Origin of the sequence: Providencia xihuensis (genome assembly GCF_041953405.1) — a bacterium.
In the GTDB taxonomy this organism is placed as follows: domain Bacteria; phylum Pseudomonadota; class Gammaproteobacteria; order Enterobacterales; family Enterobacteriaceae; genus Providencia; species Providencia vermicola.
The window spans coordinates 3,695,915-3,718,129 of record NZ_CP169565.1 but is presented as its reverse complement, the minus strand read 5'-3'; the positions used below and the strand labels follow the sequence as shown (position 1 = coordinate 3,718,129).

At 42.6% G+C, this 22,215-nt stretch carries 23 protein-coding genes, 1 other RNA gene and 1 pseudogene; 6 read left to right on the top strand and 19 right to left on the bottom strand.

The genetic code is table 11. The features are described 5' to 3' along the window. Window positions 1–4: 4 nt before the first annotated feature. A complete protein-coding gene (mtgA, locus tag ACE2AL_RS16830; RefSeq protein ID WP_206083569.1) occupies window positions 5–727 on the top strand; it encodes a monofunctional biosynthetic peptidoglycan transglycosylase in 723 nt (240 codons plus the stop codon). A gap of 63 nt (window positions 728–790) precedes the next feature. Here mtgA and dolP read toward each other — a convergent pair whose 3' ends face one another. From dolP to ACE2AL_RS16810, 4 genes are all read right to left on the bottom strand, one after another. Continuing rightward, window positions 791–1,366, bottom strand: coding sequence for a division/outer membrane stress-associated lipid-binding lipoprotein (gene dolP / locus ACE2AL_RS16825; protein ID WP_206083570.1), 576 nt, complete (start codon window positions 1,364–1,366; stop codon window positions 791–793). A gap of 9 nt (window positions 1,367–1,375) precedes the next feature. Further along, entirely contained in the window at window positions 1,376–1,966 is a 591-nt protein-coding gene (gene diaA / locus ACE2AL_RS16820) for a DnaA initiator-associating protein DiaA (RefSeq protein ID WP_004925390.1), read from the bottom strand. A 99-nt stretch (window positions 1,967–2,065) separates the two neighbouring features. Then, complete coding sequence (locus ACE2AL_RS16815; RefSeq protein WP_206083571.1) at window positions 2,066–2,440, bottom strand: YraN family protein; 375 nt, start codon at window positions 2,438–2,440, stop codon at window positions 2,066–2,068. A 207-nt stretch (window positions 2,441–2,647) separates the two neighbouring features. Further along, a complete protein-coding gene (locus tag ACE2AL_RS16810; RefSeq protein ID WP_206083572.1) occupies window positions 2,648–4,324 on the bottom strand; it encodes a penicillin-binding protein activator in 1,677 nt (558 codons plus the stop codon). Between the two features lie 61 nt (window positions 4,325–4,385). On the opposite strand from ACE2AL_RS16810, the gene rsmI reads away from it, so the two are divergent. From rsmI to ACE2AL_RS16795, 3 genes are all read left to right on the top strand, one after another. After that, window positions 4,386–5,258, top strand: a complete 873-nt coding sequence (rsmI, locus tag ACE2AL_RS16805) for a 16S rRNA (cytidine(1402)-2'-O)-methyltransferase (protein WP_206083573.1) — start codon at window positions 4,386–4,388, stop codon at window positions 5,256–5,258. Between the two features lie 93 nt (window positions 5,259–5,351). Beyond that, an RNA gene (rnpB, locus tag ACE2AL_RS16800) (RNase P RNA component class A) lies at window positions 5,352–5,725 on the top strand. Between the two features lie 442 nt (window positions 5,726–6,167). Further along, window positions 6,168–7,238, top strand: coding sequence for a 4Fe-4S binding protein (locus tag ACE2AL_RS16795; protein ID WP_375083709.1), 1,071 nt, complete (start codon window positions 6,168–6,170; stop codon window positions 7,236–7,238). Between the two features lie 134 nt (window positions 7,239–7,372). Here the strand turns inward: ACE2AL_RS16795 and ACE2AL_RS16790 are convergent, their stop codons facing one another. From ACE2AL_RS16790 to ACE2AL_RS16745, 10 genes and pseudogenes are all read right to left on the bottom strand, one after another. Beyond that, on the bottom strand, window positions 7,373–8,113 hold the full coding sequence (locus ACE2AL_RS16790) for a KDGP aldolase family protein (RefSeq protein WP_206083575.1): 741 nt from the start codon (window positions 8,111–8,113) through the stop codon (window positions 7,373–7,375). A 1-nt stretch (window position 8,114) separates the two neighbouring features. Next, on the bottom strand, window positions 8,115–9,227 hold the full coding sequence (locus ACE2AL_RS16785) for a DgaE family pyridoxal phosphate-dependent ammonia lyase (protein ID WP_206083576.1): 1,113 nt from the start codon (window positions 9,225–9,227) through the stop codon (window positions 8,115–8,117). Next, a complete protein-coding gene (locus ACE2AL_RS16780; RefSeq protein ID WP_206083577.1) occupies window positions 9,211–10,350 on the bottom strand; it encodes an amidohydrolase/deacetylase family metallohydrolase in 1,140 nt (379 codons plus the stop codon). The genes ACE2AL_RS16785 and ACE2AL_RS16780 overlap by 17 nt, the downstream gene beginning before the upstream one ends. A 348-nt stretch (window positions 10,351–10,698) precedes the next feature. Continuing rightward, on the bottom strand, window positions 10,699–11,349 hold the full coding sequence (locus ACE2AL_RS16775; protein WP_206083578.1) for a DUF4310 family protein: 651 nt from the start codon (window positions 11,347–11,349) through the stop codon (window positions 10,699–10,701). Between the two features lie 2 nt (window positions 11,350–11,351). Next, the gene (locus tag ACE2AL_RS16770) at window positions 11,352–12,143 is read right to left on the bottom strand and encodes a DUF4311 domain-containing protein (protein ID WP_206083579.1); all 792 of its coding nucleotides are present in this window, start codon (window positions 12,141–12,143) and stop codon (window positions 11,352–11,354) included. A 26-nt stretch (window positions 12,144–12,169) separates the two neighbouring features. Continuing rightward, the gene (locus ACE2AL_RS16765) at window positions 12,170–12,466 is read right to left on the bottom strand and encodes a DUF4312 family protein (protein ID WP_047756106.1); all 297 of its coding nucleotides are present in this window, start codon (window positions 12,464–12,466) and stop codon (window positions 12,170–12,172) included. Beyond that, window positions 12,466–12,831 carry an SFCGS family glycine-rich protein gene (locus tag ACE2AL_RS16760; RefSeq protein ID WP_206083580.1) on the bottom strand — a complete coding sequence of 122 codons (366 nt, stop codon included), beginning with the start codon at window positions 12,829–12,831 and terminating at the stop codon, window positions 12,466–12,468. The genes ACE2AL_RS16765 and ACE2AL_RS16760 overlap by 1 nt, the downstream gene beginning before the upstream one ends. A 31-nt stretch (window positions 12,832–12,862) precedes the next feature. After that, window positions 12,863–13,201 (bottom strand): transcriptional antiterminator, encoded by a 339-nt coding sequence (locus tag ACE2AL_RS16755; RefSeq protein ID WP_272539234.1) that lies wholly within the window; start codon window positions 13,199–13,201, stop codon window positions 12,863–12,865. A gap of 483 nt (window positions 13,202–13,684) precedes the next feature. Continuing rightward, a pseudogene (locus tag ACE2AL_RS16750) lies at window positions 13,685–15,634 on the bottom strand (BglG family transcription antiterminator); the annotation flags it as partial. Between the two features lie 197 nt (window positions 15,635–15,831). Beyond that, on the bottom strand, window positions 15,832–16,539 hold the full coding sequence (locus ACE2AL_RS16745; protein WP_272539235.1) for a pirin family protein: 708 nt from the start codon (window positions 16,537–16,539) through the stop codon (window positions 15,832–15,834). Window positions 16,540–16,660: 121 nt separating this feature from the next. Between ACE2AL_RS16745 and ACE2AL_RS16740 the strand changes: the two genes are divergently transcribed. Beyond that, window positions 16,661–17,554, top strand: coding sequence for a LysR family transcriptional regulator (locus tag ACE2AL_RS16740; protein WP_206083584.1), 894 nt, complete (start codon window positions 16,661–16,663; stop codon window positions 17,552–17,554). Window positions 17,555–17,876: 322 nt separating this feature from the next. Here the strand turns inward: ACE2AL_RS16740 and ACE2AL_RS16735 are convergent, their stop codons facing one another. The 5 genes from ACE2AL_RS16735 to ACE2AL_RS16715 all read right to left on the bottom strand — a co-directional run bounded on the left by ACE2AL_RS16735 (window position 17,877) and on the right by ACE2AL_RS16715 (window position 20,445). Continuing rightward, on the bottom strand, window positions 17,877–18,272 hold the full coding sequence (locus ACE2AL_RS16735) for a DoxX family protein (RefSeq protein ID WP_206083585.1): 396 nt from the start codon (window positions 18,270–18,272) through the stop codon (window positions 17,877–17,879). 258 nt (window positions 18,273–18,530) lie between these two features. Then, on the bottom strand, window positions 18,531–18,833 hold the full coding sequence (locus ACE2AL_RS16730; protein WP_272539236.1) for a YqjK-like family protein: 303 nt from the start codon (window positions 18,831–18,833) through the stop codon (window positions 18,531–18,533). Further along, a complete protein-coding gene (locus ACE2AL_RS16725) occupies window positions 18,817–19,224 on the bottom strand; it encodes a phage holin family protein (RefSeq protein ID WP_206083587.1) in 408 nt (135 codons plus the stop codon). Before ACE2AL_RS16725 ends, ACE2AL_RS16730 begins: the two co-directional genes overlap by 17 nt. Before the next feature lie 6 nt (window positions 19,225–19,230). Beyond that, window positions 19,231–19,536: a YqjD family protein gene (locus ACE2AL_RS16720; RefSeq protein ID WP_206083588.1), complete on the bottom strand. Its 306-nt coding sequence runs from the start codon at window positions 19,534–19,536 to the stop codon at window positions 19,231–19,233. A 240-nt stretch (window positions 19,537–19,776) separates the two neighbouring features. Beyond that, window positions 19,777–20,445 carry a DedA family protein gene (locus ACE2AL_RS16715; RefSeq protein ID WP_206083589.1) on the bottom strand — a complete coding sequence of 223 codons (669 nt, stop codon included), beginning with the start codon at window positions 20,443–20,445 and terminating at the stop codon, window positions 19,777–19,779. A 615-nt stretch (window positions 20,446–21,060) separates the two neighbouring features. On the opposite strand from ACE2AL_RS16715, the gene ACE2AL_RS16710 reads away from it, so the two are divergent. After that, the gene (locus tag ACE2AL_RS16710; RefSeq protein WP_206083590.1) at window positions 21,061–22,023 is read left to right on the top strand and encodes a TerC family protein; all 963 of its coding nucleotides are present in this window, start codon (window positions 21,061–21,063) and stop codon (window positions 22,021–22,023) included. The last annotated feature ends 192 nt before the right edge of the window (window positions 22,024–22,215 follow it).

Sequence of the window (22,215 nt, the reverse complement as noted above, 5' to 3'; positions counted from 1 at the left end):
TTGAATGCTAACTATTGTTTCTCGATTATGGCGCGGGTTAAAGAAGATCACAATTTCATTACTTCTGGTGTGGTTTTGTACTGTCATTGTCTTTAAATATGTGCCCGTGCCATTCTCAGCGGTTATGTTTGAACGCCAAATTAGTGCATGGCTAAACTTAAATTTTTCTTATGTATCCAGCTCTACTTGGGTCAGTGAAAAACAGATCTCTCCGTATATTTATTTAGCGGTTATCGCATCTGAAGATCAAAATTTTCCACATCATTGGGGTTTTGATCTTGATGCAATAGAACGTGCTTATAAACATAATGTGAACAATAAACAATCAATTAGAGGTGCCTCAACAATATCCCAGCAGACCGTTAAAAACTTATGGTTATGGGATGGTAGAAGCTGGGTTAGAAAAGGCCTAGAAACAGTGATGACACCAATAATGGAGCTTATGTGGTCTAAGCAGAGAATACTGACCATTTATCTTAATATTGCTGAGTTTGGTGATGGGGTTTTTGGTGTTGAAGAAGCCTCAAATAAATTCTTTAATAAGCCTGCTAGTCAGCTTTCTATGAGTGAGGCTGCACTTTTAGCAGCAGTTCTTCCTAATCCACACCGATATAGTGCGAAATCACCATCTTCTTATGTGTTGAGACGGCAGGCGTGGATATTGAACCAAATGCACCTTTTGGGCGGTAAGAATTTTCTGAAAGTAAATGATATTTTGTCTGAATAAGAAAAAAGCCATAGTTTTTCACTAATGGCTCTTATTCTTATTCGGATATATTATTGTTTATGATTAATTGAGATAAGTGAAAGCCGTCGTCACTCGACGAACACCATCAGTTTCACTGGCGATTTTAGCTGCAGCATCACCCTCTTGCCTTGTTAATACGCCAAGTAAAAAAACCTCACCATTCTCAGTAATCACTTTTACACTACCCGATTTAACGCTGTCACTCGCTAAGATTTTTGATTTAACTTTAGTGGTTAACCAAGTATCTTTGGAAGCAGTACCTAAATCGACAGGTTCACCGTTACGCACTTCATTATAAACGGATACGGTGCCATCAACATTCGAGGCGATTTGTTTGGCGCGTTCAGCCCATGACATGTCAGGACTTTGCCCAGTTAATAGCACATTACCTTTATATGCAGTGGCAATAATTCGTGCCTTACCCGTAATTTCTTTATCTTTATTGAGCTGCCCGCTCACTCGAGCTTCTAATGTGCCATCATCAACTTGCTGGCCAACGGTCCGTGGGTCAGAAGCACTTTTCGTGGCAACAGCGGCAGAGCCAACAACTGCAGCACCAATACAGCCTTGTAAAAGAATCGTACTGATTACTATGGCAAAAATGGGTATTAATCGCATTTTGTCTCCTTAATCATCCTGATGAGGGAAAAGGGTATTATCTATAAGATCACATAGACAATTTACAGTAAGAAGATGAACTTCTTGAATTCGAACACTGCGCTGAGAAGGAATACGAATTTCAACATCTTGTGGGCCAAGCAGGCCAGCAAGCTCTCCTCCATCGTAGCCAGTAAGAGCGACAATGGTCATATCCCGTGTAACAGCGGCTTCAACAGCTTTAATAATATCGCTACTATTACCATGGGTGGAAATTGCCATTAAAACATCACCATGCTGGCCTAATGCTCTCACTTGTTTCGCATAAATTTCAGTAGGTTGCTTGCTACCTGAAATTGCGGTAAGTACCGCATTATCGGTATTCAGTGCAAGAGCAGGAAGACTAGGGCGCTCAGTTTCAAATCGGTGGATCATACTCGCAGCAAAACGTTGTGCAGTAGCAGCAGATGCGCCATTGCCACAACATAAAATTTTGTTGCCATTAAGCAAAGACTGAACCATCATCATAGCGGCTCTAGAAATCGCATCGGGCAGCGCCTCAGCGGCTGCAATTTGAGTTTGAATACTTTCGGTAAAACAAACTTTTATTCTATCTAGCACTGGTTTTTTCCTGTAAAAATTTACCCGTCATTCTTCGCGCTGTCGCTGTGTTGACCGAAATCGCTAATGATAAAGAATATAATAGCTTATTGACGAATATTAGCCTTCATCATTAAAGGCATTTTGTATCCATTCGAATTGATTACCTGTAATAGCACAAATATCAAATCGACAGGCACTGGTTTCGAAACTCTCTTGTCGCTGTGCAAGCCAAATTTTGGCTGCGGCTAATAACTTTCTACGTTTATGCCAGTTTACTGATAAAAGCGCATCACCGTAATCACAATTTTTGCGAAATCGAACCTCAATAAATATCCAACCTGTTTTATCACGCATGATGAGGTCAATTTCCCCTCCTCGATTTCTCGCATTGCGTTCAATAAAGGTTAGTCCCTGTTTTTTCAAAAATGCGAGAGCTTGATTTTCGTAATATCGGCCTGTTAACCATCTTAAGGGTTTTTGAATTGCTTTCATGACGTCCTTGTCTGAAAAAAGCCATCATCCTGATGGCTGAGGTTGTTGACAAAGCAGGATAAAAGCGTGGTTTTTCCTACTTTGTGTTATCAGCCGAAAACCAATAAATTGATTTTTCTAATTTATTTTCAAAACCTATCCAACCTGCAGTCAAAGCTAATCGGTTTGTCAGCAGTTTGAGCCATCATCCTGATGGCTCATCTTTTTTTATTGCGCAGGGACAACTTGCCCTTGTTTAAACTGTAACCATGGCAGTTCTCGGAATACCACACAGTTAGCTTGTGTACTTAATGTTCCTGATGCACCATTGATTCTCACTTGCCCTGCTTGTTGCAGTTTGTCATAGCTATTCGCTAATGACCATGCATCAATACCCATTGCATACAGGCGGAATAACGAATAGTCATTATTCAGTTTTTGTTGCGCCTGTTTGCGTAGGTTATTATTTGCTCCCGCAAGCAGTGGGATTTCGCTAAATTTTACGCCATCCATTTCAAAACGGTAGTCTGCACCTGAACCTGCTTGGTTGCTACGAGAACTAGTATAAAGTGCAGGGCGAGAGCGAGAACTGATCGCCATTTCAATCATCGGTTTAATCAGTGTGAGTTCATCACGAGTTGCAACGATATAAACAGAGTCAATTGCATCACTTGTTTCGCCTAGCGGGTTACCTGTGTTAACCAGCGTTCCCGTCATTCGAATTCCTGCACCACGGTTAATGGATTCTTTTAAAGAAGGCACTGAACCGAAGGTTTGCATTAATACCGTACCGCCACCTTTTGATTGCCACCCTTGAGCGAAGGCTTTGGCGATTCTATCTCCAAATGCATTAGCAGGTACTAAAACCAATGGCATTTGCTTGCCTTGTGCTCGCATATACGCAGCAGCATTTTGCGCTTCATCCTCAGGAGAAAGCGAAAAATAGCAAAGATTTGGACGTGGCTGTAATTGGTTAGCATCCAACTCATTCAAGGCTAATACGCTAACAGGTGCACCCATTTGTGCGATAGTTTGAACATCATTTTTCAATAGCGGGCCAACAACGAGGTTGAAACCTTCGTTTTTCGCTTGTTCCAGTAATTGGGGCATTTGCTTGCCTGTGGTATCAAACACTTTGATTGTTTGTGTATTCACAGGTGTAGCATCAATTTGTAGGCTAGAGGAGACGATGTCTGTATCTGTGGGGACGTCGCCTGCGGTATTCGCAACTTCTGCATAAATTTGGTCTAGCACATCGTTGCCGCTACTCGGCTGCGGGGCTGTTCTTGCTGGCGTTGCTGAACCTTGAGGAATGCCTTTTTGTGCATCCATAAACCCTTGCATGATGGCCTGACCAAATACTTTGCCTTGGCCGCTCATTGGGAGAAATAATGCAATTTTGGGGCTATTACCGACGCGCGGTAACATTGCTTGAATTAGCTGAGTTGGGGCTAGCGCAGCACCAGGGTTGTTGGAGTAGCGCATTTTCCAGTCGTTAAAACCCGCACGGAGGGCATCAGGGTCATCTTGGTTATTTTGATAAATATCGAGCAGATCAACCCAGCCTTGGAGAATATTTTCCTCTGCGCCAATTCCGTGAATCTGATCTGGTGTCAACTGTGTTAACATCTTCCATAATCCATCGATGTTAACTTGGCGCTCGGCAGCTGTCTTTAATAATGGTTCTTGGCTAATGTAGGCACGAAGTGCTTCCAGAGAGGGTTTGCCTTGAGCCGCATCAATGATAGCTTGGTAGCCGCTGGCATCGGACGTGCTTTGCTCAGGTGTTTTTTGGGTGGAAGGAAAATAATCTGAGACAATTTGGCACCCAGAGAGTGCAAATGTGGACAGCATTGCTGTGCAGATTAACCCTTTTTTCAAATGCAAAAAAATTGAAGGACGCATACTGTATCCAATGGTGTATTTTTCAATTGCTTAATTTTAAACCGGCTATTCGGATGAAACAATGAACCAACCTAATCAAGCTGTGGTTATGGCATCCACGCTGTATATCGTCCCAACACCGATTGGGAATATGGGCGACATCACGCAACGCGCGCTGGATGTTCTTAAACATGTTGACCTTATTGCGGCAGAGGACACTCGGCATTCAGGCATTTTATTACAAAATTTTGCGATAAATGCACGACTGTTTGCTCTGCATGATCATAATGAACAGCAAAAGGCAGATCAATTAATTAGCAAACTTCATCAAGGTGATAGTATCGCATTAGTCTCAGATGCAGGTACACCTTTAATTAATGATCCAGGTTATCATTTGGTCAATCGCTGTCGTGAAGCGGGTATTCGAGTGGTACCTTTACCTGGTGCTTGTGCGGCGATTACTGCTCTATCAGCTGCGGGCTTACCATCAGACCGTTTTTGTTATGAGGGTTTTTTACCTGCGAAAACAAAAGGCCGGAAGGACGTTTTACAATCACTCGAACAAGAAACACGAACGCTAATTTTTTATGAATCAACCCATCGCTTACTAGACAGTTTAGCAGATATGGTGGAAGTCTGGGGACCAGATCGCCATGTTGTGTTAGCCCGTGAACTGACAAAAACGTGGGAGTCTATTGAGGGGCGTCCTGTGGGGGAGTTGTTAGCTTGGGTGCAAGAAGATGAAAACCGCCATCGAGGTGAGATGGTGTTGGTTGTAGAGGGTTATAAGAAACCTGAAGATGACTCAGCAATTTCACCTGATGTTATCCGCACTCTCAATTTATTGCAAAAAGAGCTCCCCCCGAAAAAAGCAGCAGCGATTACTGCCGAAATTTACGGTTTAAAGAAAAATATGCTGTATAAATTGATGTTAGATAATCAAGGTGATGAATAACTTTTAAGCAAATAGCGCTATCAAGGGCTTAAGTCGTCAATTGCCTGTTCGAAAGTCTGTACAAGCCGTAGCAAAGTGCCTATAATTCGCCGCGGAGTTGGCCAGACAACCGCTGCTTTATCGTAGTCCCTTCGGGAGACGGGTAGAGGGGAGGAAAGTCCGGGCTCCATAGGGCAGGGTGCCAGATAACGTCTGGGAGGCGCAAGCCTACGACTAGTGCAACAGAGAGCAAACCGCCGATGGCCTGTTTACAGGATCAGGTAAGGGTGAAAGGGTGCGGTAAGAGCGCACCGCGCGACTGGCAACAGTTCGTGGCACGGTAAACTCCACCCGGAGCAAGACCAAATAGGGGTTCATATGGTGCGGCCCGCATTGAACTCGGGTAGGTTGCTGGAGCCAGTGCGCAAGTGCTGGCCTAGATGAATGGTTGTCCACGACAGAACCCGGCTTATCGGCCAACTCCCATTTTTTCGTCATACTTCAAGCTGTGCCTGTGTTGGCGTCATTCGTCAACCCTAGTCACATACTGGTGTATGCTCCTAGGGATTTCCTCATTTTGCCGCCTTGGCACAACTCGAATTATTTAGAAAAAATCTGATTTTGTTATTTTTGCGTCATATTTCGCGTTGTACCTTTGTTGGCTGCATTCAGCCACACGGGTCACATACTTTTGTATGCTCCCCGCGTTGTCTTCATTTTGCCGCCTCGGTACAACACGAACTATTTAGAAAAAATCATAATCTTTTGATTTAATATAAAAACACTTTTCTTCTTTCTTTTCTGGTTTGTCTTCACCATTTGCTACATCAAATCATCAACGTCACAACCCTCTGATGTAAATCAATACGCTTTGTGAATATGTAAATACAATAGTGGTATTTATAATGCATGTTAAAGAGATATGTGGACATGATAGAAAAACCACGTGTAAGGTACCAACGTCGCCCTGGTACGGTGGGCGGTAAGCTTCCTTGGAATGACTGGCGAAATGCCTCAACATGGCGAAAAGTCGTCCAAATTATACTGCTGGCGATAAATCTTTATATCGGTATTACTTTCTATTACTGGGTACGTTACTTCGAAACTGGAGGGGAAACGTTGTACCTTCCACGTCCTGGAGGTATTGAAGGCTGGCTACCCATTGCGGGGTTAATGAACTTAAAATACACATTAGAAACAGGGAGCTTCCCACCTATTCATGTGGCGTCGATGTTTCTGTTAGTGGCTTTTATTCTTATCAGTTTATTGCTGAAAAAGTCCTTTTGTTCATGGATGTGCCCAATAGGCACAGTATCGGAATATACAGGGAAATTAGGGAAAAAACTGTTTCGCTATCAAATCAATCTCCCTAAATGGCTAGATATTCCCCTGCGAGGCCTAAAGTATGTGCTGTTAAGCTTCTTTCTTTATATTGCATTTTCTATGTCAGCGCAGATGATTCAATACTTTATGATGTCGCCTTATGGGATCATTATTGATGTGAAAATGTTGGATTTCTTTCGCCATATTAGCGATTTTGCATTGATTAGTGTGGTAGTTTTGGTGGTGCTGAGTGTGTTTATTCGCAATGCTTGGTGCCGTTATCTCTGCCCTTATGGCGCGCTGTTGGGGCTATTCTCACTACTTTCTCCCGTTAAAATTCGCCGAAATGTGGAAAGTTGTATTGATTGTGGAAAATGTGCAAAAAATTGCCCATCACGTATTCCAGTGGATAAACTCATTCAGGTAAGAACGGCGGAGTGCACGGGGTGTATGACTTGTGTGGAATCCTGCCCAGTTGCGTCAACGCTGGATTTTTCACTGCAAATACCCACGCAAAAACGTCAATTTCCATTATCAGGGATTGTTATGATGGCTTTGACCTTGGCAATTTTATTTATCATGATTGGTATTGCTGCTTTCTTCGAGGTATGGGATAGCCCTGTGCCAGATAATTATTGGTTTCATATTATACCGAATGCGCGAAGCATAGGTCATTGATAGAGAATGAAAAAAAGCCCCACACAGACAAGATGAGTGGGGCATTTGTTGTTTTGGTCACTTTGTCACAATGACTCAGTTTGTAACGTTCGCTTATATTTATTTTCTGACTTCTTTTTACTGCTTTTAACGCATCAATTAACCGCTTGCTTAACCATCTGCAATAACTGACGCACATCTTCTGGGCGTGTATTGCCCGTATCTTTATCAATAATTGAACTATAAATATGAGGAATGATTTTCTTCACGCCTGCATCGAGGGCGATTTGCAAAATTTCGGCAAAATTGTCTAGGTCAATGCCGCCCGTCGGCTCTAAAGAAAAATCAAATTTGGCACAGGCTTGAGCGATAGCTTTATATTCTTCAATATAGGTTAACCCTTTCATATTAAAGAATTTAACAGAGTCAGCTCCCATGTCTTTTAGCATCATAATTGCGGTTTCGATAGGGACGATACCGTCAGGGGCTTGGGAGCTTAATGGGCCCGTGGAAATTTTCACCATGCCAATAGTGCCCGTTGGGGAAATCAGCGCATTCACAAATGTCTCATTTTGGCCTAATAACGCACGGCTGATTGGCGCTCCTGTAAACACTTGGTTGACGTGCTGTGGCTGAATTTCTTTTGAAATCAAGGAGACCATTGTGGATTGATTCGGGTCACCTGCACCGAGACCCACAGATAATGCATTGTCCGTTTCTTTGGCATAAATGCGCATATCAGCGATAGCACTGTCTAAATCAGGGTAGTTTTTAGATAATACACCGACGACAACAAAGGTTTCTGCGGCGGCATAGATATCTTTGGCATTTTGGTGGCTGCCAGCCAATACATTTAAACAAACGCGGTCACGGTAAAAATTCGGTGACAGTTTCATCTTAAATTCCTTCTACTAACAAGCGAATATTCTTTGAAATAACATCAAGTTGATCAGTACTGACGCTGCGGATATCCGCCTCGACTTTCCCTTCGTTGGCTTTATATTCACGGAAGTAAATCGCGGTATCGCCTTGTTTTAAGTCAGCCATAATTTGGTAGGTTGTTTTACCAATCACTTTTTCATCGAAGCTGATTTCGGTACGGGCGATGTCGCGCCCTGCGGCGTCCCAGACGACTTGGGCTGAAATGCCCTTTATGGCATTTAGATCACTGATAAACTTCGCCATTCGCGTGACCATTTCTGCGCCAGTTTCTTTTTGTGCAGTTAAGTACTGTTCGATGGCAAGGGTTAAGCCCAAAATGCCTTCCTTACCCACTTTCATGGCACGGCCAATACCTTGGTTTTGGCGTTTTACCCACTCAATATACTGTTTTTTACCAACGACTAAGCCACTGGTCGGCCCTTCAATGGCCTTTGCACCACTGTAAATCACAATATCGCCACCCGCTTGGTAATAAGCGGTTAACTCTTCTTCTGCGGCAGCATCAACAATCAATGGCAGCTGGTGGTCATGTGCCACTTTAGCCGCTTGCTCGACGGTTAACATACTTTTTTGCACGGTATGATGGGATTTGATATACAAAATTGCTGCCGTATTTGGGGTGATTTTTGCGGCTAATTGGGCTGCACTGCATTCGTTTGCAAAGCCCGCTTCAATGACTTTTCCGCCGCCTAAAGACACCATTGTGTCAACTGGCGCACCAAAGTTGACGTTATGGCCTTTCGGTAAAATAATTTCACGCGGAACAACTTTTTCCGATGAATGCAGGTTCAATAATAAGTCATCATCGTCTTGCACAATTACACCCGCAACGGCTTGGGCAATACCTGCTGAGGCGCAAGAGACCACAACAGCAGCTTCGACATTCAATAAATTGGCGATGTATTCACCTGTTTTATTGACTAAATCTTTAATTTCAAAGTAATTATTAAGTCCGTAAGCGACACGTTCAACAACTTCAGGCGTTGGTGTCGATACGCCTAGAATGGTCATGCGGCCAGACGCGTTGATAACGTGTTTTAACTGATATTTCTCATAAATCGATTGCATATTCGGATTCGCCTTGTGCATGAATAATATGTTTACCACCAACGATAGCGGCAATAGGAACAAAGCGGTGCGTACCTACGCGATGTTCGCCTTCTGCGTCAGTGAGTTCAGTTTGTTCTTCTTTCAGATCAAACAACGTAATGTCTGCATCGAAACCAGGTCTCAAATACCCTTTCGCAGGCAGCGATAAGAAATTAGCGGCTTTTTCTGTAACACAACGTAAAATTTGCTCTGCGCTAAAGCCCATGCACAGGAATTTAGTCATCACAAATGCAAGGCTGTAAACAGGGCCATTTACACGGTTGCGATGATAAATATCGGAGCTGATAATGTCAGGGTATGTACCAATACGCATGGCTTGTTCAGCGACTTTAAAGCTAAAACTTTCACCGCCATGGCCGACATCTAAAATCACACCACGTGCCAGAGCTCGAGCAATTGAGGGTTTAAGATAGCCATCGTCACCTAAAATTTTATTGGGTTTACCATTAAAGCAGTGTGTGATGATATCGCCACGCGTGAGCAAATCAGCGACTTCATCAATATCTGGTGGGTTATTACCGATATGCACCATCAATGGGAGATGGTGTTTTTTCTGCATCTCTTTGGCTTGAATCAGTGGTGCGATGCCATTTTCACCCACAACGCTTTTACTCATACGGGCTTTCATTCCCACGACAAAGCCTTGGTGGCGTTCGATAGCCTCTTGAAAACACACTTCGTTGATATTGTTCATATCGGACAATTCATTTTGTGCAATGATGCCAATTCGTGAAATATTCAACAAAGAAAAGACGTTGGTTTTGGACTTTTTGGTTAATTGATAAAATTTATCAATATCGTCAGCGCCCACACTCCCCGCATCAACCAGTGAGGTAACGCCGCCCGCAGCGCCTGCTAAATCGGGATCATCAAAGTAGATTGGTGATTCGGCAAAACAGTGTGCATGAGAATCAATCCATCCCGCGCTGACATACGTTTTCCCTTTCAAGTCAATCACTTTGTCAGCTTGTTGGTTGCAGGCTAACTCTGGGCCTGCTGCCTCGATTTTTCCGTCTTTAATCAGTATATCGATAATGGTGCCGTCGATACGTTTACCGTGTTTGATGATGAGTGTGTACATGTAGTTACCTTCTTCATACTCGTCATACTTCAAACCGCAGCGTTGTTGGCTGCTCTTCCGCTACCCTAGTCACATACTTTTGTATGCTCCTAGGGATATCGTCGTTTGCCACCTAGCTGCAATTTGAATTATTTAGAGTATGCTTAAATGTTTATTCTAAATGATACGAATCGCAGTTTTTCAAGGCCCTAACCACATGCAGATATATGCGCCTAGGGTTATCGTCATTTGCTGCCTAGCTGCAATTTGAATTATTTAGATCATGCTTAAAAGTGTGTTCTAAATGATGCAAACCGCAGTGTTTTTGCTGCCTAGTGACCCAGGGCATATGCCCCGGGATAATGCGTATTAAGCAACGATAGGGAAGAAATAACCGAATAACATCGCACCTAAAATTGCCCCGCCAGCAACGGGTTTTTGCCATACATAGAAAATTAGAGCGCCAATCAGTGAACCGATCCCGATTGGAATGGATGCCGCCATTGCCGCTAAGATAATCAGTGGGCCTAAGAATCGGCCTGAAGTATTACCTGCACCCATCATGACGTCAGCGCCAAAGGTTGAGTTGGCTTGAGCAATAGTGAATTTACGTGCAAAAACAATCAGTAAACCGATTAATACGCCAAGGAATAAGCCTGTCAGTAACGAAATCCAAAAGTTAGTGACTAAAATATCCCAGCCAGCCGCGAGGAACAGAGCGGGGACACCAAGGCCAATCCCTGTTTGCAATGCGCCACCGATATCCAAAATCCCTACCAGTGAACCTTCGATAATTCGAGCGAATAAGAAACTCGCACCGAATGCCGCTACTGCACCGTAAACCCCAGTGTCGAGCCCTGCGCGTAACATGGCGACAAAAGCCACTTCGTTAAATGCGCCGAACCCGTAAACCACGTACATATGGGTACCTGCGAAGATCCCTGCTGATAGCAGCCCAACAAAGATGGGGAATGACCACTCGGCGTACCAAAAATCGTCTTTATTAATTTCAGTTGTCATGATTATTTCCCGCTCAGCAGTCCGTGGACGTATTCAAGCCACAGTGGTTTGTCTAGGTTGAAAGAGGTGATCATTTTCAGGTCAAACTCACGGAAGAAGCCACTCAGAACGAACAATAGAACGACTGTTATCATCATTGTGCGTGTGATGCGGTTCCAGCCGTTATCATCAACGCCTTTACCTATCAAGATACCTAATACTAAACCAGGGATAGCATTACCCATGATTAGCTGAGCACAACCACCGAACAGCGTTGCCCAGAAACCAGAACGGCGGCCTGCATCCATCGCTGCTAACCAGAAAATCACTGGCATCACCGTATTCACCAGCAGGTTTGCTGCAGGAACGAGAACGTTAATTGCCGTGGTTTGCAGTGCTGCAGGAACAGCGGATGCGGTGGTATTTAAGAAGGCCACCACAAATGCCCCGATGATGGCACAGGCAATGGCCATTTTTTTCGGGTTATGTAGGGTTTCTGCTACATTACGGTTTTTAGTTAAAAGTGCCGCAGCCCCCCAGTTTGGGATGATACGGTGGTCAACGTCTTGCGTGAATGCACCCGCAGCAACGGACGATGCCCATGCGTTAAAGAAGAACCCTAAGCCGAAAGAGAAGTGAGATGCAGGGTCGCCTTCACATGCGTTAAGTTCGCCCAATGTACGAAATGCCCCCATCCCTTGCACGGTCGGTGCGTGGAACATACGTGCCGCGCCTGCGCCTAAACCGAAGCCGCAGAGCCCACCGATAATGAGGGACATGCCCAATATTTCTAAAAAAGATGCAGTTTCACTCATGGAATTAACTCCAGACCTGATTGCTATTATTGTTCTGTAAATGGTATTTCGTTGACAGAAAGTAAGGTGACATCCAGCGAAACGTCGAGTACAACACGGAAATGTTCACGTTTGCGTGGCAAAAAGATGAAAAGAAATTTTTCTGTCCGCGAGTGCGAGTGAGCACTAACAACCTCAACATCCTTTGGTTCTATCCGCAGGATGATGTCTGTGCTGTTTTTCAGTACGGTTTTTTGAATCGAATTTAAGGCGTCCGCAATGGCTTTTTGCTTGGTGTCGCCTTGCCCTGTCACCCGTACTGTCGTTTCGATCGATTTTTTCATTAAGCGTTGCCGTATTTTTTATTAAATGCTTTAACTAAGCGCTCGCCTAACTCTTCCTTGTCCATAAAACCGAAACCTAATACATTGCAACCCTCTGCAATGGCGGTTTCTCCCTCTTCAATAGAGCGCATCCCATAACGAGCTTTATAGCCATATTTGGTTTGAGCGGTGATAGCGCCTGCGCCGCCACTGCCACAAAATGAAATCCCAAGGTCGGCTTGCTCTGCGTTCATGACATCACCGAGTTTCATATCTGCTGCCACACCTGGGACAACAATCGCTTTTCCGCCAGCTGCTTCAACGCCTGCGGCAACTTTTTGCCCTTTACCTAAACGGTCTCCGATCACAATAACGATCTGTTTCATATAAATATTCTCCAATCCTACAACTTAAAAATTAATCATTTGAACGAACGACTTCAAAATGAACAGAAAGCAAATATGTCTCTTCTGGTGCTAAGCCAGGGAGCGTATCGACAACTCGCTGAGCTAATGAAATCGAATGTTGAGATATCTCATCGAATAGACTGATATCAACCTCAGGTAATGCTTCGCCAGTTTTCGCTCTCGCTACCATGGCACGTAGATGAGACTCCAACATTTGTTGTTGTACATCGGTGGTGTAGCAGTCCTCTTGCTTGAGCCAGTCAGTAATCACTGCCAGCAGTTTTTGTGTGACCTCATCAATATCAAGATCGTGCTCTAACATTTGAAAAACGACAACTGATTCACTCATAACTATTTAAAATCCAAAGTAATATTGCTAGTTAGACTACTCTGTTCCTTCATGTCTTATACATTAGACGCTTATTGGCACTTTTTGCAGGCAGTGAATTTCCACTTAGAAGTGGAAATAATTTGGAAATCAAACTAAGTAAAATTAGTTCATTATTTAGACTATTTGGAAGTTAAATGGAAAAATTGACATGTATCAATCATCAGTAAGCGACTAGACTGATGAGGGGATATAATTAATTTTAATAAAATCAAATGGATATATTTTTTGTGGTATAACTGGAAATGGAGCATACAATTGGAAGGATAAGTGGAAATAGAAAATTAGAGTCGGTTACTTTTGGTGGTTATTGTTTCCACTTAGCCGTTTAGGGGGTAAAACCTGCAAGTATGACGAGAAAAAGATTTCGTAGAGTTGTGGTTAGGATCACGTAAAAGACGGCAACTCCCACTTTTCCACCTGGAAGTGGAAGTTGCACGAGGGCTACAGCACCCTTGCCAAGCTGTCCTTGGCGATCACTTGGAATTCATTGAAGTTTTTTACACTAATAAGGCGGCGCGTGGTTTTTTCTTTCACAAAGGTGACGAATAAATCGTAAATCGCCATCGCTTCTTCATAATCTGCCTTACTGATAGCGAGTAGGAAAATAACATAGGCATTTTCTTTGGTTTCTTGATTCCATTCAATGCCTTTGGGTGCGACAACCGTTGCAACAACGGTCTTGTTTGCCAATAAACCTAATGAATGGGGCAGGGCGATACCTTCACCTAAAAGGGTGGAAACGATGGACTCACGCTCTTGCAAAGATGGGTAAAATTCAGGTGTGACGTAACCTTCTTGCTGTAGTTTATGGCAAACCGTTTGAAATAACGCTTCTTGGCTGATTTTTTCGTTAATCACCATAAAAAATCGTTCGTCAAAAAAACGCTCGATAATGTAAGGACGCGTTTGATCCACCATCGCGAGTCGCCCAACTTGCTCTAATTGGTAAGGCGTTGGAAAGGGCGCGATTTTGATAACAGGTTTATTTTTTTCAGAAATTCTCACTGTCGTGATCACAAAATCTTCACTCACTTCACTCAGCGATTCATATTCTTGCAAGGTTAGCCCGCGGCTAAATTTCAATTGTGGAAATTCGCGCATAATTTTTGACTCAACCACACGGAACGTTGAGTTCCCTGCATCCGTAACAACGAGCACCTCGGTTTGGCGTATCGAGCCAGCACCATAGTTACGCTCAAGGCTCACACCAATATGAACTGCAAGGTAGCCTAGTTCGTCTTCACTGATGGGGTGAGGAAGTAATTGCTTACTCGCACTGGTTAACGCACTGAGCGTGACATCATAGGCGAACGGATAATACTGTTTAATATCAGATAAAAGCGGATTTGGTGTGGAAATATGGTACTGCAGGCGCGTGATCAGCGCGGCAAGATGCGTGTTGAGATCTTTTTTAAGCTTTTCATCGTTTCGTAAATCATAGTTATATAACTCGTTAATATAATTCAAGATATATTCTGAAAGCTCATTGTGGCTGCCACTTTTTTGTGTGGATGAGTCTTGGTGGCTAATGCGCTGGGCAATAATTTGGTCATGTAAATAGCTGAGTTCCGCATTAGAGAGGTCATTCCCCAGAAAGTAAATTAGCCCTTTTGATATTTCATCACTGGCTTTGCGGATCACTTCTTCCGCTTCATCATTTTTGAAGGGGGTGGTGAGTTCATGGCCCCGAGTGATGCGTAAAATGGTCACGGCGCAGTTAAAAACGAGGTAGAGATGCCCCTCATTGCTAATACGAATATCAAAGCGATTCATACTGTTATGAAGCACTTTATCAATATAGGTTAAATCCAAATTATCCAAGCTATCTGGGCGGAATGTGGTTAAATCAGGCGTGATTTGCTCCGAATAACGGCGCCATAAGGTTTCTGTCATACAAGCACGAATCGCCCATTCGCTGCCATTGAGGCGAATACCTTGATGTGGAATACTTTCCAGCGCAATTTGGTATTTTTGTAGCTGCTCCCTGACTGCACCCATATCTTGTTGCAGCGTACCGCGACTGACGAACCACTCTTCCGCAATGTCATCAAGCTTGACGGGAAGGGACAACATTAATAATTTCAATAATAACGCATCAATACGTTCTTTGCTGGTGCGAGGGATAACGCTGTCTTCTTCGCTACGTTGTGTAAAGGTGGCAAATAGGGTTTCATCTTCAACTTTTAAACGGTAACCACGCCCCCGTTCATACACGATATGTGCGTGATATTCTTCAATCAATTCATTGATTTCATTGATATCAGAACGGATTGTCCGCGTTGAAACGGAAAAACGCTTGGCAAGTTCATCTTGAGGAACAACCTCATTGAGAATTTGGGCAAAAATTTGATTGTGCCGTTGTTGAGTGAATAGCGCCACGAAAACACCTTTAAAATCAAAACGAAAAAAGCCATTGAGTAAAAAATAGTTAAATTTCTCACTCGCTAATGGCTGGACTCTATCACAGGCTTGTCAATATATAGGATATGTAAATGATTAAATTTGCGAAACGGTTCGCAAATTTTCCCTCATACTTGACTAAATATGAGGGATTCTGGATTAATGGTGACAGGGAGTTGCCAGTAAACTTAGTTTTGTTCACCTAGGTCAATCAATAAACCGCGAAAATCTTTATCAGCAGTAATTTCAAACTCGTCTTCATTTTGTAAAAAGACCCCATCATTACAATTCATGGTTAAAGTCTCACCGTGTTTATTGCGCAAAGTGGCGCCACCATGTATTGATTGCAAAAAGGCATTTTGGCCTTTTATGGATATCATGGATGATGACTTTGGCGCTAAGTGAATTTGGTTTATCCAAATTTGTTGACGTAACTGAATACTGTTTTTTTCGCCATCTGGCGATGCCACAAGGCAATTTTCATTTTCAGAAATCGTCACTTTCTGCAACGGTAATGACTCTTGCTGTGGACATGCATTTAACCAAAGTTGTAGGCGTGTTAATGGCGTCTGTGGGCAGATATTCTGCTCGCTGTAACTCAGGTCTGGGCGGGGTGAAAATCGTACGCAATCACCTTCGTTTGCATCAATGGTATTCCCCAAGCTATCACGGTATTGCGCATGCCCTTTTAGCACGATGTTTAATATATCGACATGGGGATACATTCTTGGCTGTAATGAGTTTTGCGGCGCTATAACCTCTTGGTTCAGTACTCTTAATGTTTTGAATCCCATAAAGTCTGGGTCAAAATAGTGGCCGAAAGAAAAAGCATAGCGAGCTTGTAGCCAACCATAGTCTGCTTTTCCGCAATGGTTAACGGGTCTTAATGTCATCATAATGGTTAACCCTCATCCAAATAATAAGTTAATAATCTATTGTTATAATAAATAGCTGGACGTTGAATTGTTAGCCAGTTAATCTGTTTCCCTTGTTCAAATTTCCTGAAAGAGATACATCATGAGTAAAGAGAGAGCATTAACGCTTGAATCATTAAGGGTGATGGATGCAATCGACCGACGTGGCAGTTTTGCAGCGGCAGCAGAGGAGTTAGGTCGAGTGCCATCCGCGCTAAGCTATACCATGCAAAAGTTAGAAGAAGAGCTCGATGTAATTTTGTTTGACCGTTCAGGACATAGAACTAAATTTACCAATGTCGGCAGAATGCTGCTGGATAGAGGCCGTATTTTACTCGAAGCGGCGGATAAGCTGACATCAGATGCTGAAGCACTTGCTAAAGGTTGGGAGACCCATTTAACAATTGTTTGTGAGGCATTGGTGCCAGCCCAGTCGTTGTTCCCATTAGTGGAGCGTTTGGCTGAAAAGTCAGAAACGCAATTATCATTGATTACGGAAGTGCTGGCAGGCGCATGGGAGCGTCTTGAAAGTGGTAAGGCAGATATTGTGATTGCGCCCGATATGCACTTTCGTTCATCGTCAGAAATTAACTCGAAGCCGTTATATACCATTAACCATATTTACGTAGCGAGTCCAGATCATCCCATCCATCAAGAGCCAGAGCCACTTTCTGATGTAACGAGAGTGAAATACCGTGGGATTGCCGTTGCTGATACAGCTCGTGAACGTCCTGTGATCACCGTACAATTGTTGGATAAACAGCAGCGTTTGACGGTTTCTAGTATCGAAGATAAGCGTAATGCATTATTAGCTGGACTTGGTGTAGCGACAATGCCGTATCCGTTGGTGGAGCAAGATATTCGCGAAGGGCGCTTGAAAGTTGTCGGGGCCGAGTTTAGCCATGAGACGACAATTATTATGGCGTGGCGGAGGGATAGTATGGGGGAGGCGAAGTCGTGGTGTTTGCGTGAGATCCCTAAATTATTTAGGGTGTAAACTCGTCATATTTTGAGTCGTAGGGGTGTTGGCTTCATTGAGTCACCCGAGTCACATATGTATGCTCACGGGATGACTCAATTTGCCGCCTACCTACAACTCCAAACTATTTAGAGTTTACGAGCCGCGTGATATTAGTGGTGATTCAACAAGAATAAATAAAGCTGCTCAGATTAATTTTCATTTACTGATAACGATGATTTAGTTTCTATTAACTTCAAAACAATTATTTTGAATAAAAAAACACCTCCCGAGGGAGGTGTAAGTTGGACAAACAAATGAAGACAAATCAGAAATCAATAAGGGTGATATGAAACGCGTATTACCATTTTTTGCCGAGTAAATGATCGATACTAAATTTACCTGGGCCTGTAACCGCTAACAGTAAGAAACCGCCCGCGATAGTAAAGTTCTTCATAAACATCAAGCTGTTTGGTGCCACACTAAAGTCGATGTGGAACAGCAATGCGGTTAATACAGTGAAACCTGCAGTGAACAAAGCAACGGTACGAGTTAAGAAGCCAAACAGAACCGCTAATCCGCCGCCTAATTCTAATAAAATTGTTAAAGGTAATAAGAAGCTAGGAACACCCATGGCTTGCATATATTGTTGTGTGCCTGCATAAGCATCACCCAATTTTCCATATCCAGCGACAATAAACAGGATTGGCATCATGATACGGGCCAATAATATCGCACCACTTTCTAAATTTTTCATCGAGATTCTCCAGACTAATAAGTCATTAAATATGAGTTAATTGCGATATATGTCGCTTTATAAAGTTATTTTTAGCACAAATTGGCTAGAAATCATTTGATGGGCTTATGGTAGCTATTTGCTCATTCAATAAAAAGCTAAGGTTATTAACAAAGATAGACAAAAAAATTGAATGAACTTATTGGAGAAATAAAAACTAGAAAGATATGTTATTTATCCTATTGAATAATAATGAATTATTCTCAGAAGGAGGGGCGGTTATTTTTTGCTGGTTTGAATTGCGCTTTGAATTGAACGAACTAGGCCCCAAATAGTGATGGCTTTTCGACCTAATAATAGAATTTTTTGTGGTTTGCGAAGGGAGTAGACGGAGAGCAAGCCTGTGGCGGCAATGACTAAAGGGCGAAAGGTCATGATCGTTTGCCAAGCACGGTCATAAGGTGCGGTAGTGTGTAGCCAGTCAGAGGACGTTTCAGCCAACTCTTGGCGTTGGCGCTCAATTCTTCTAATTAAGCGCTGCTTTTTGGCTACCAGTAATTGCTGCTTATTTTTGTTCATCATCCTTTCTCGCTAACGCGTTGGCATCTTGAGCGAGTTGCTCCCGTGTTGCACCTAGTAAGGTTGATTGTTTTGCCTTTTTTAACGCCCAAATGGCAAAAATAATGGCAAGCAGGATTAATGCACCTGTTGTCATCGCCAGTGCTTGGTAACGGTAAATTGGGTCAACAGACCAAAAAATTAAGCCGAGTAAGCACATCAAACCAAATGCGGTGAAGAGTAGCGTTAAACCAACCAATAAAAGAAGTTGGATAAGGTTGAGCTTTTCTTCTTCTAGCTCAACGGCGATTAACTCTAGACGCGTTTGCACCATACCCACTGAAATATTGGCAATGCGCCGTAAAGTTTCAAGGACCCCTTTACCGGGGCCCTGGCGTTGCTGGTTTGGTTCCATAAGCAATTAACGTTTAGCGAGTAACACGCCAAGAACAACACCCACTGCTGCGCCAATACCGACGCCTGTCCATGGGTTTTCTTTTACGTAGTTATCTGCGCGCCCCGCAATTTCTTTGGTTTGCTCGGTGATCCTTTCGGTGGTTTGACCGAGTTTTGCGCGAGATGAGCACAGTGCTTCTTGTGCTTTTGATTTTAAGCTTTCGATCTCTTCTTTCGATTTTTCGCCGGTATCACTAAGCATCGCTTCCAGAGAATCGGCTAAAGCACGGAGCTCCGCACGTAGTTCGTCTGATGAATGATTCGATGACATATACAACCTCCTATCAATAGAAAAAGCGCATTCGTAGTATTAACAATAGCGATTTTTACACTAAGTGCAATCAAATATTCGGAATTGTTATGTGTAATAAACAAAAAATGACAAATAGAGTATTCTAAAAAATAGCGGTTTAATCAGTAGATTAATGAAGTTTTTTGCAGAGAATAAACAGAAAAGTAAAAATGAGTAAAAGTGAAAATGCGGGGAAGCAAAACGCCCCCGCAAATTGAATTAGTTTGCTTTTTTGCCTGACAGTTTTTTCTTTACAACGACAGCAATACTGCCGACTAAACCGATAACTAACAGACAAACAGGGATTAACATCAATACATTCATAATACGATGTTCATATTGCTGGAAAATCGGGCTTTTACCAAAACCATAACCTATAGCGGTTAAAATAAGCACCCACAATAAGCCACTCAACCAGTTAAACACTTGGAAGCGAGCATTTTTCAAGCCTGCTAAACCTGCAATGGTCGGCAGTAATGTTCTTACGAAGGCGAGAAAACGACCTATTAACAGAGCAGCAAGACCATGGCGGTGGAATAAGCCATGAGCCCGTTGGTGATAATGTTCAGGGAGATGTGCGAGCCAGCCTTTGACTATCTTTGTATTTCCTAACCAGCGACCTTGTATATAACCTACCCAGCAACCTAAGCTTGCGCCTGCTGTTAAAATCACGATGGTTAGAGGGTAGCTCAAGGTGCCTTTCGCAATCAGAACACCCACTAAAATCAATAAGCTATCACCAGGCAAAAAGGCTGCGGGTAAAACCCCATTTTCAAGAAACAGGATAGCAAACAGCATAAGGTAGATAGCCCACATCAATGATGGGTTAGAGAGCGTGACATAATCTTGGTGCCAAAGGGCAAAAAAAAGTTCTTTAACTAATTCCATTAATGTTTCCTAAACGGCAATAACAGCAACAAACTTGTTGTTGGGCAGGGAGAAATGGATTAAGTGAATACCTGAGTGAAAGCGTTGTTTCCTCAGGCTGTTAGTGTAAAGCACGCCCACTTTAACAAAACAGAAAATAACTAAACAGCAAATTTTAAGCATATTTTTAGAATTCATTTAAGTTGAGCCGTATTTTTACAATTAATCATACCAATTGTAACAAGGGAAACTGGCTAAAAACGCACGTTAGTAGAGGTTTCTCGCTATGAAATGCAAAAATTTGAAGTTAATTTATTTTTTAACACAAAAAAACATCGTTAAATCTAAGATAGCTAATTATTGCATTTTAAGATTATTTACCGTATATTTCGCGCATAGCAAAGGGGAGTAACTTCTTCTTGTCGGTTTATCGTCATTACGGTGTACACATTACACCCGGTAGCCGAGCACCACAGTGCCTGTCCTTGGGTTAATTGTGTTGTAAGTGAGACCTTGCCAGAAGGCGAGGTTTGCTCATAATTTACAACCAATAGATAACTCCTTGAGGTTAAAGAATTTTAAGCGGCTGATGTCTTCTGGATATCAGCCGTTTTTTGTTTTTTAAGGGATAGGAAAATGCACTCAGTCGGTAACCCTGTTTTATGGGGTAGTTTTGCAGTTATTATTTTACTTATGTTACTTATCGATTTGTTTTGGCAGGGTAAACACAAAGGCCAAGCCATGTCGATGAAGCAAGCTGCAGCTTGGAGTATTGTGTGGGTCACGCTTTCGCTAATTTTTGCGGCAGGTTTTTGGTGGTATCTCAATGATAATGTGAGCCGTGAATTTGCTGATAGCCAAACGATGGCATTTTTAACGGGTTACTTGTTAGAAAAAGCCTTGGCAGTGGATAACGTTTTTGTTTGGTTGATGTTATTTAGCTATTTCGCCATTCCAGCCAGTTTACAGCGCCGAGTCTTAGTTTATGGTGTTTTGGGCGCTATCGTATTAAGAACTATCATGATTTTTGCTGGTAGCTGGTTGGTTACACAGTTTAGTTGGATTTTATATATCTTCGGCCTATTTTTACTGTTTACGGGGCTTAAAATGGCTTTTGCCAAAGAAGATGACTCGCCAATTAATGATAAACCGTTAGTGAAGTGGGTGCGTTCACATCTTCGGATGACGGATGAGCTGCATGGTGAAAAATTCTTTATTAAACGTAATGGTGTGTTGTTTGCAACGCCACTGATTTTAGTGTTGATCTTAGTTGAAATCAGCGACGTCATATTTGCAGTGGATAGTATTCCTGCTATTTTCGCAGTGACCACTGACCCGTTTATTGTTTTAACGTCTAACTTGTTTGCTATTTTAGGGTTACGTGCGATGTATTTCTTGCTGTCAGGGGTCGCAGAGAAGTTCTCAATGTTAAAATATGGCTTAGCGGTAATTTTAAGCTTTATTGGTATAAAAATGCTGCTTATTGACATCTACCATATTCCAACGCCGATTTCGTTGGGAACGATTGCCGCAATATTGGTGGTAACATTAATCATTAATACAATTGTTAACAAACGTAACGAAGCAAAAAGCAAATAATTCCCTTCAAAATTTAAATCCCTTACCGATGAGGTAGGGGATTTTTGTTTTAACCCTCTGAAAAGATTCAACCATTCTTCTTTATGCCATTCTACTATAAGAAACAAAACTCTATTGCGATCACAGTTATGTAAAATATTTGTTAAGTAAAATCAATCATTGTGTATATTTTGAATAATAGCCTTTTCACAA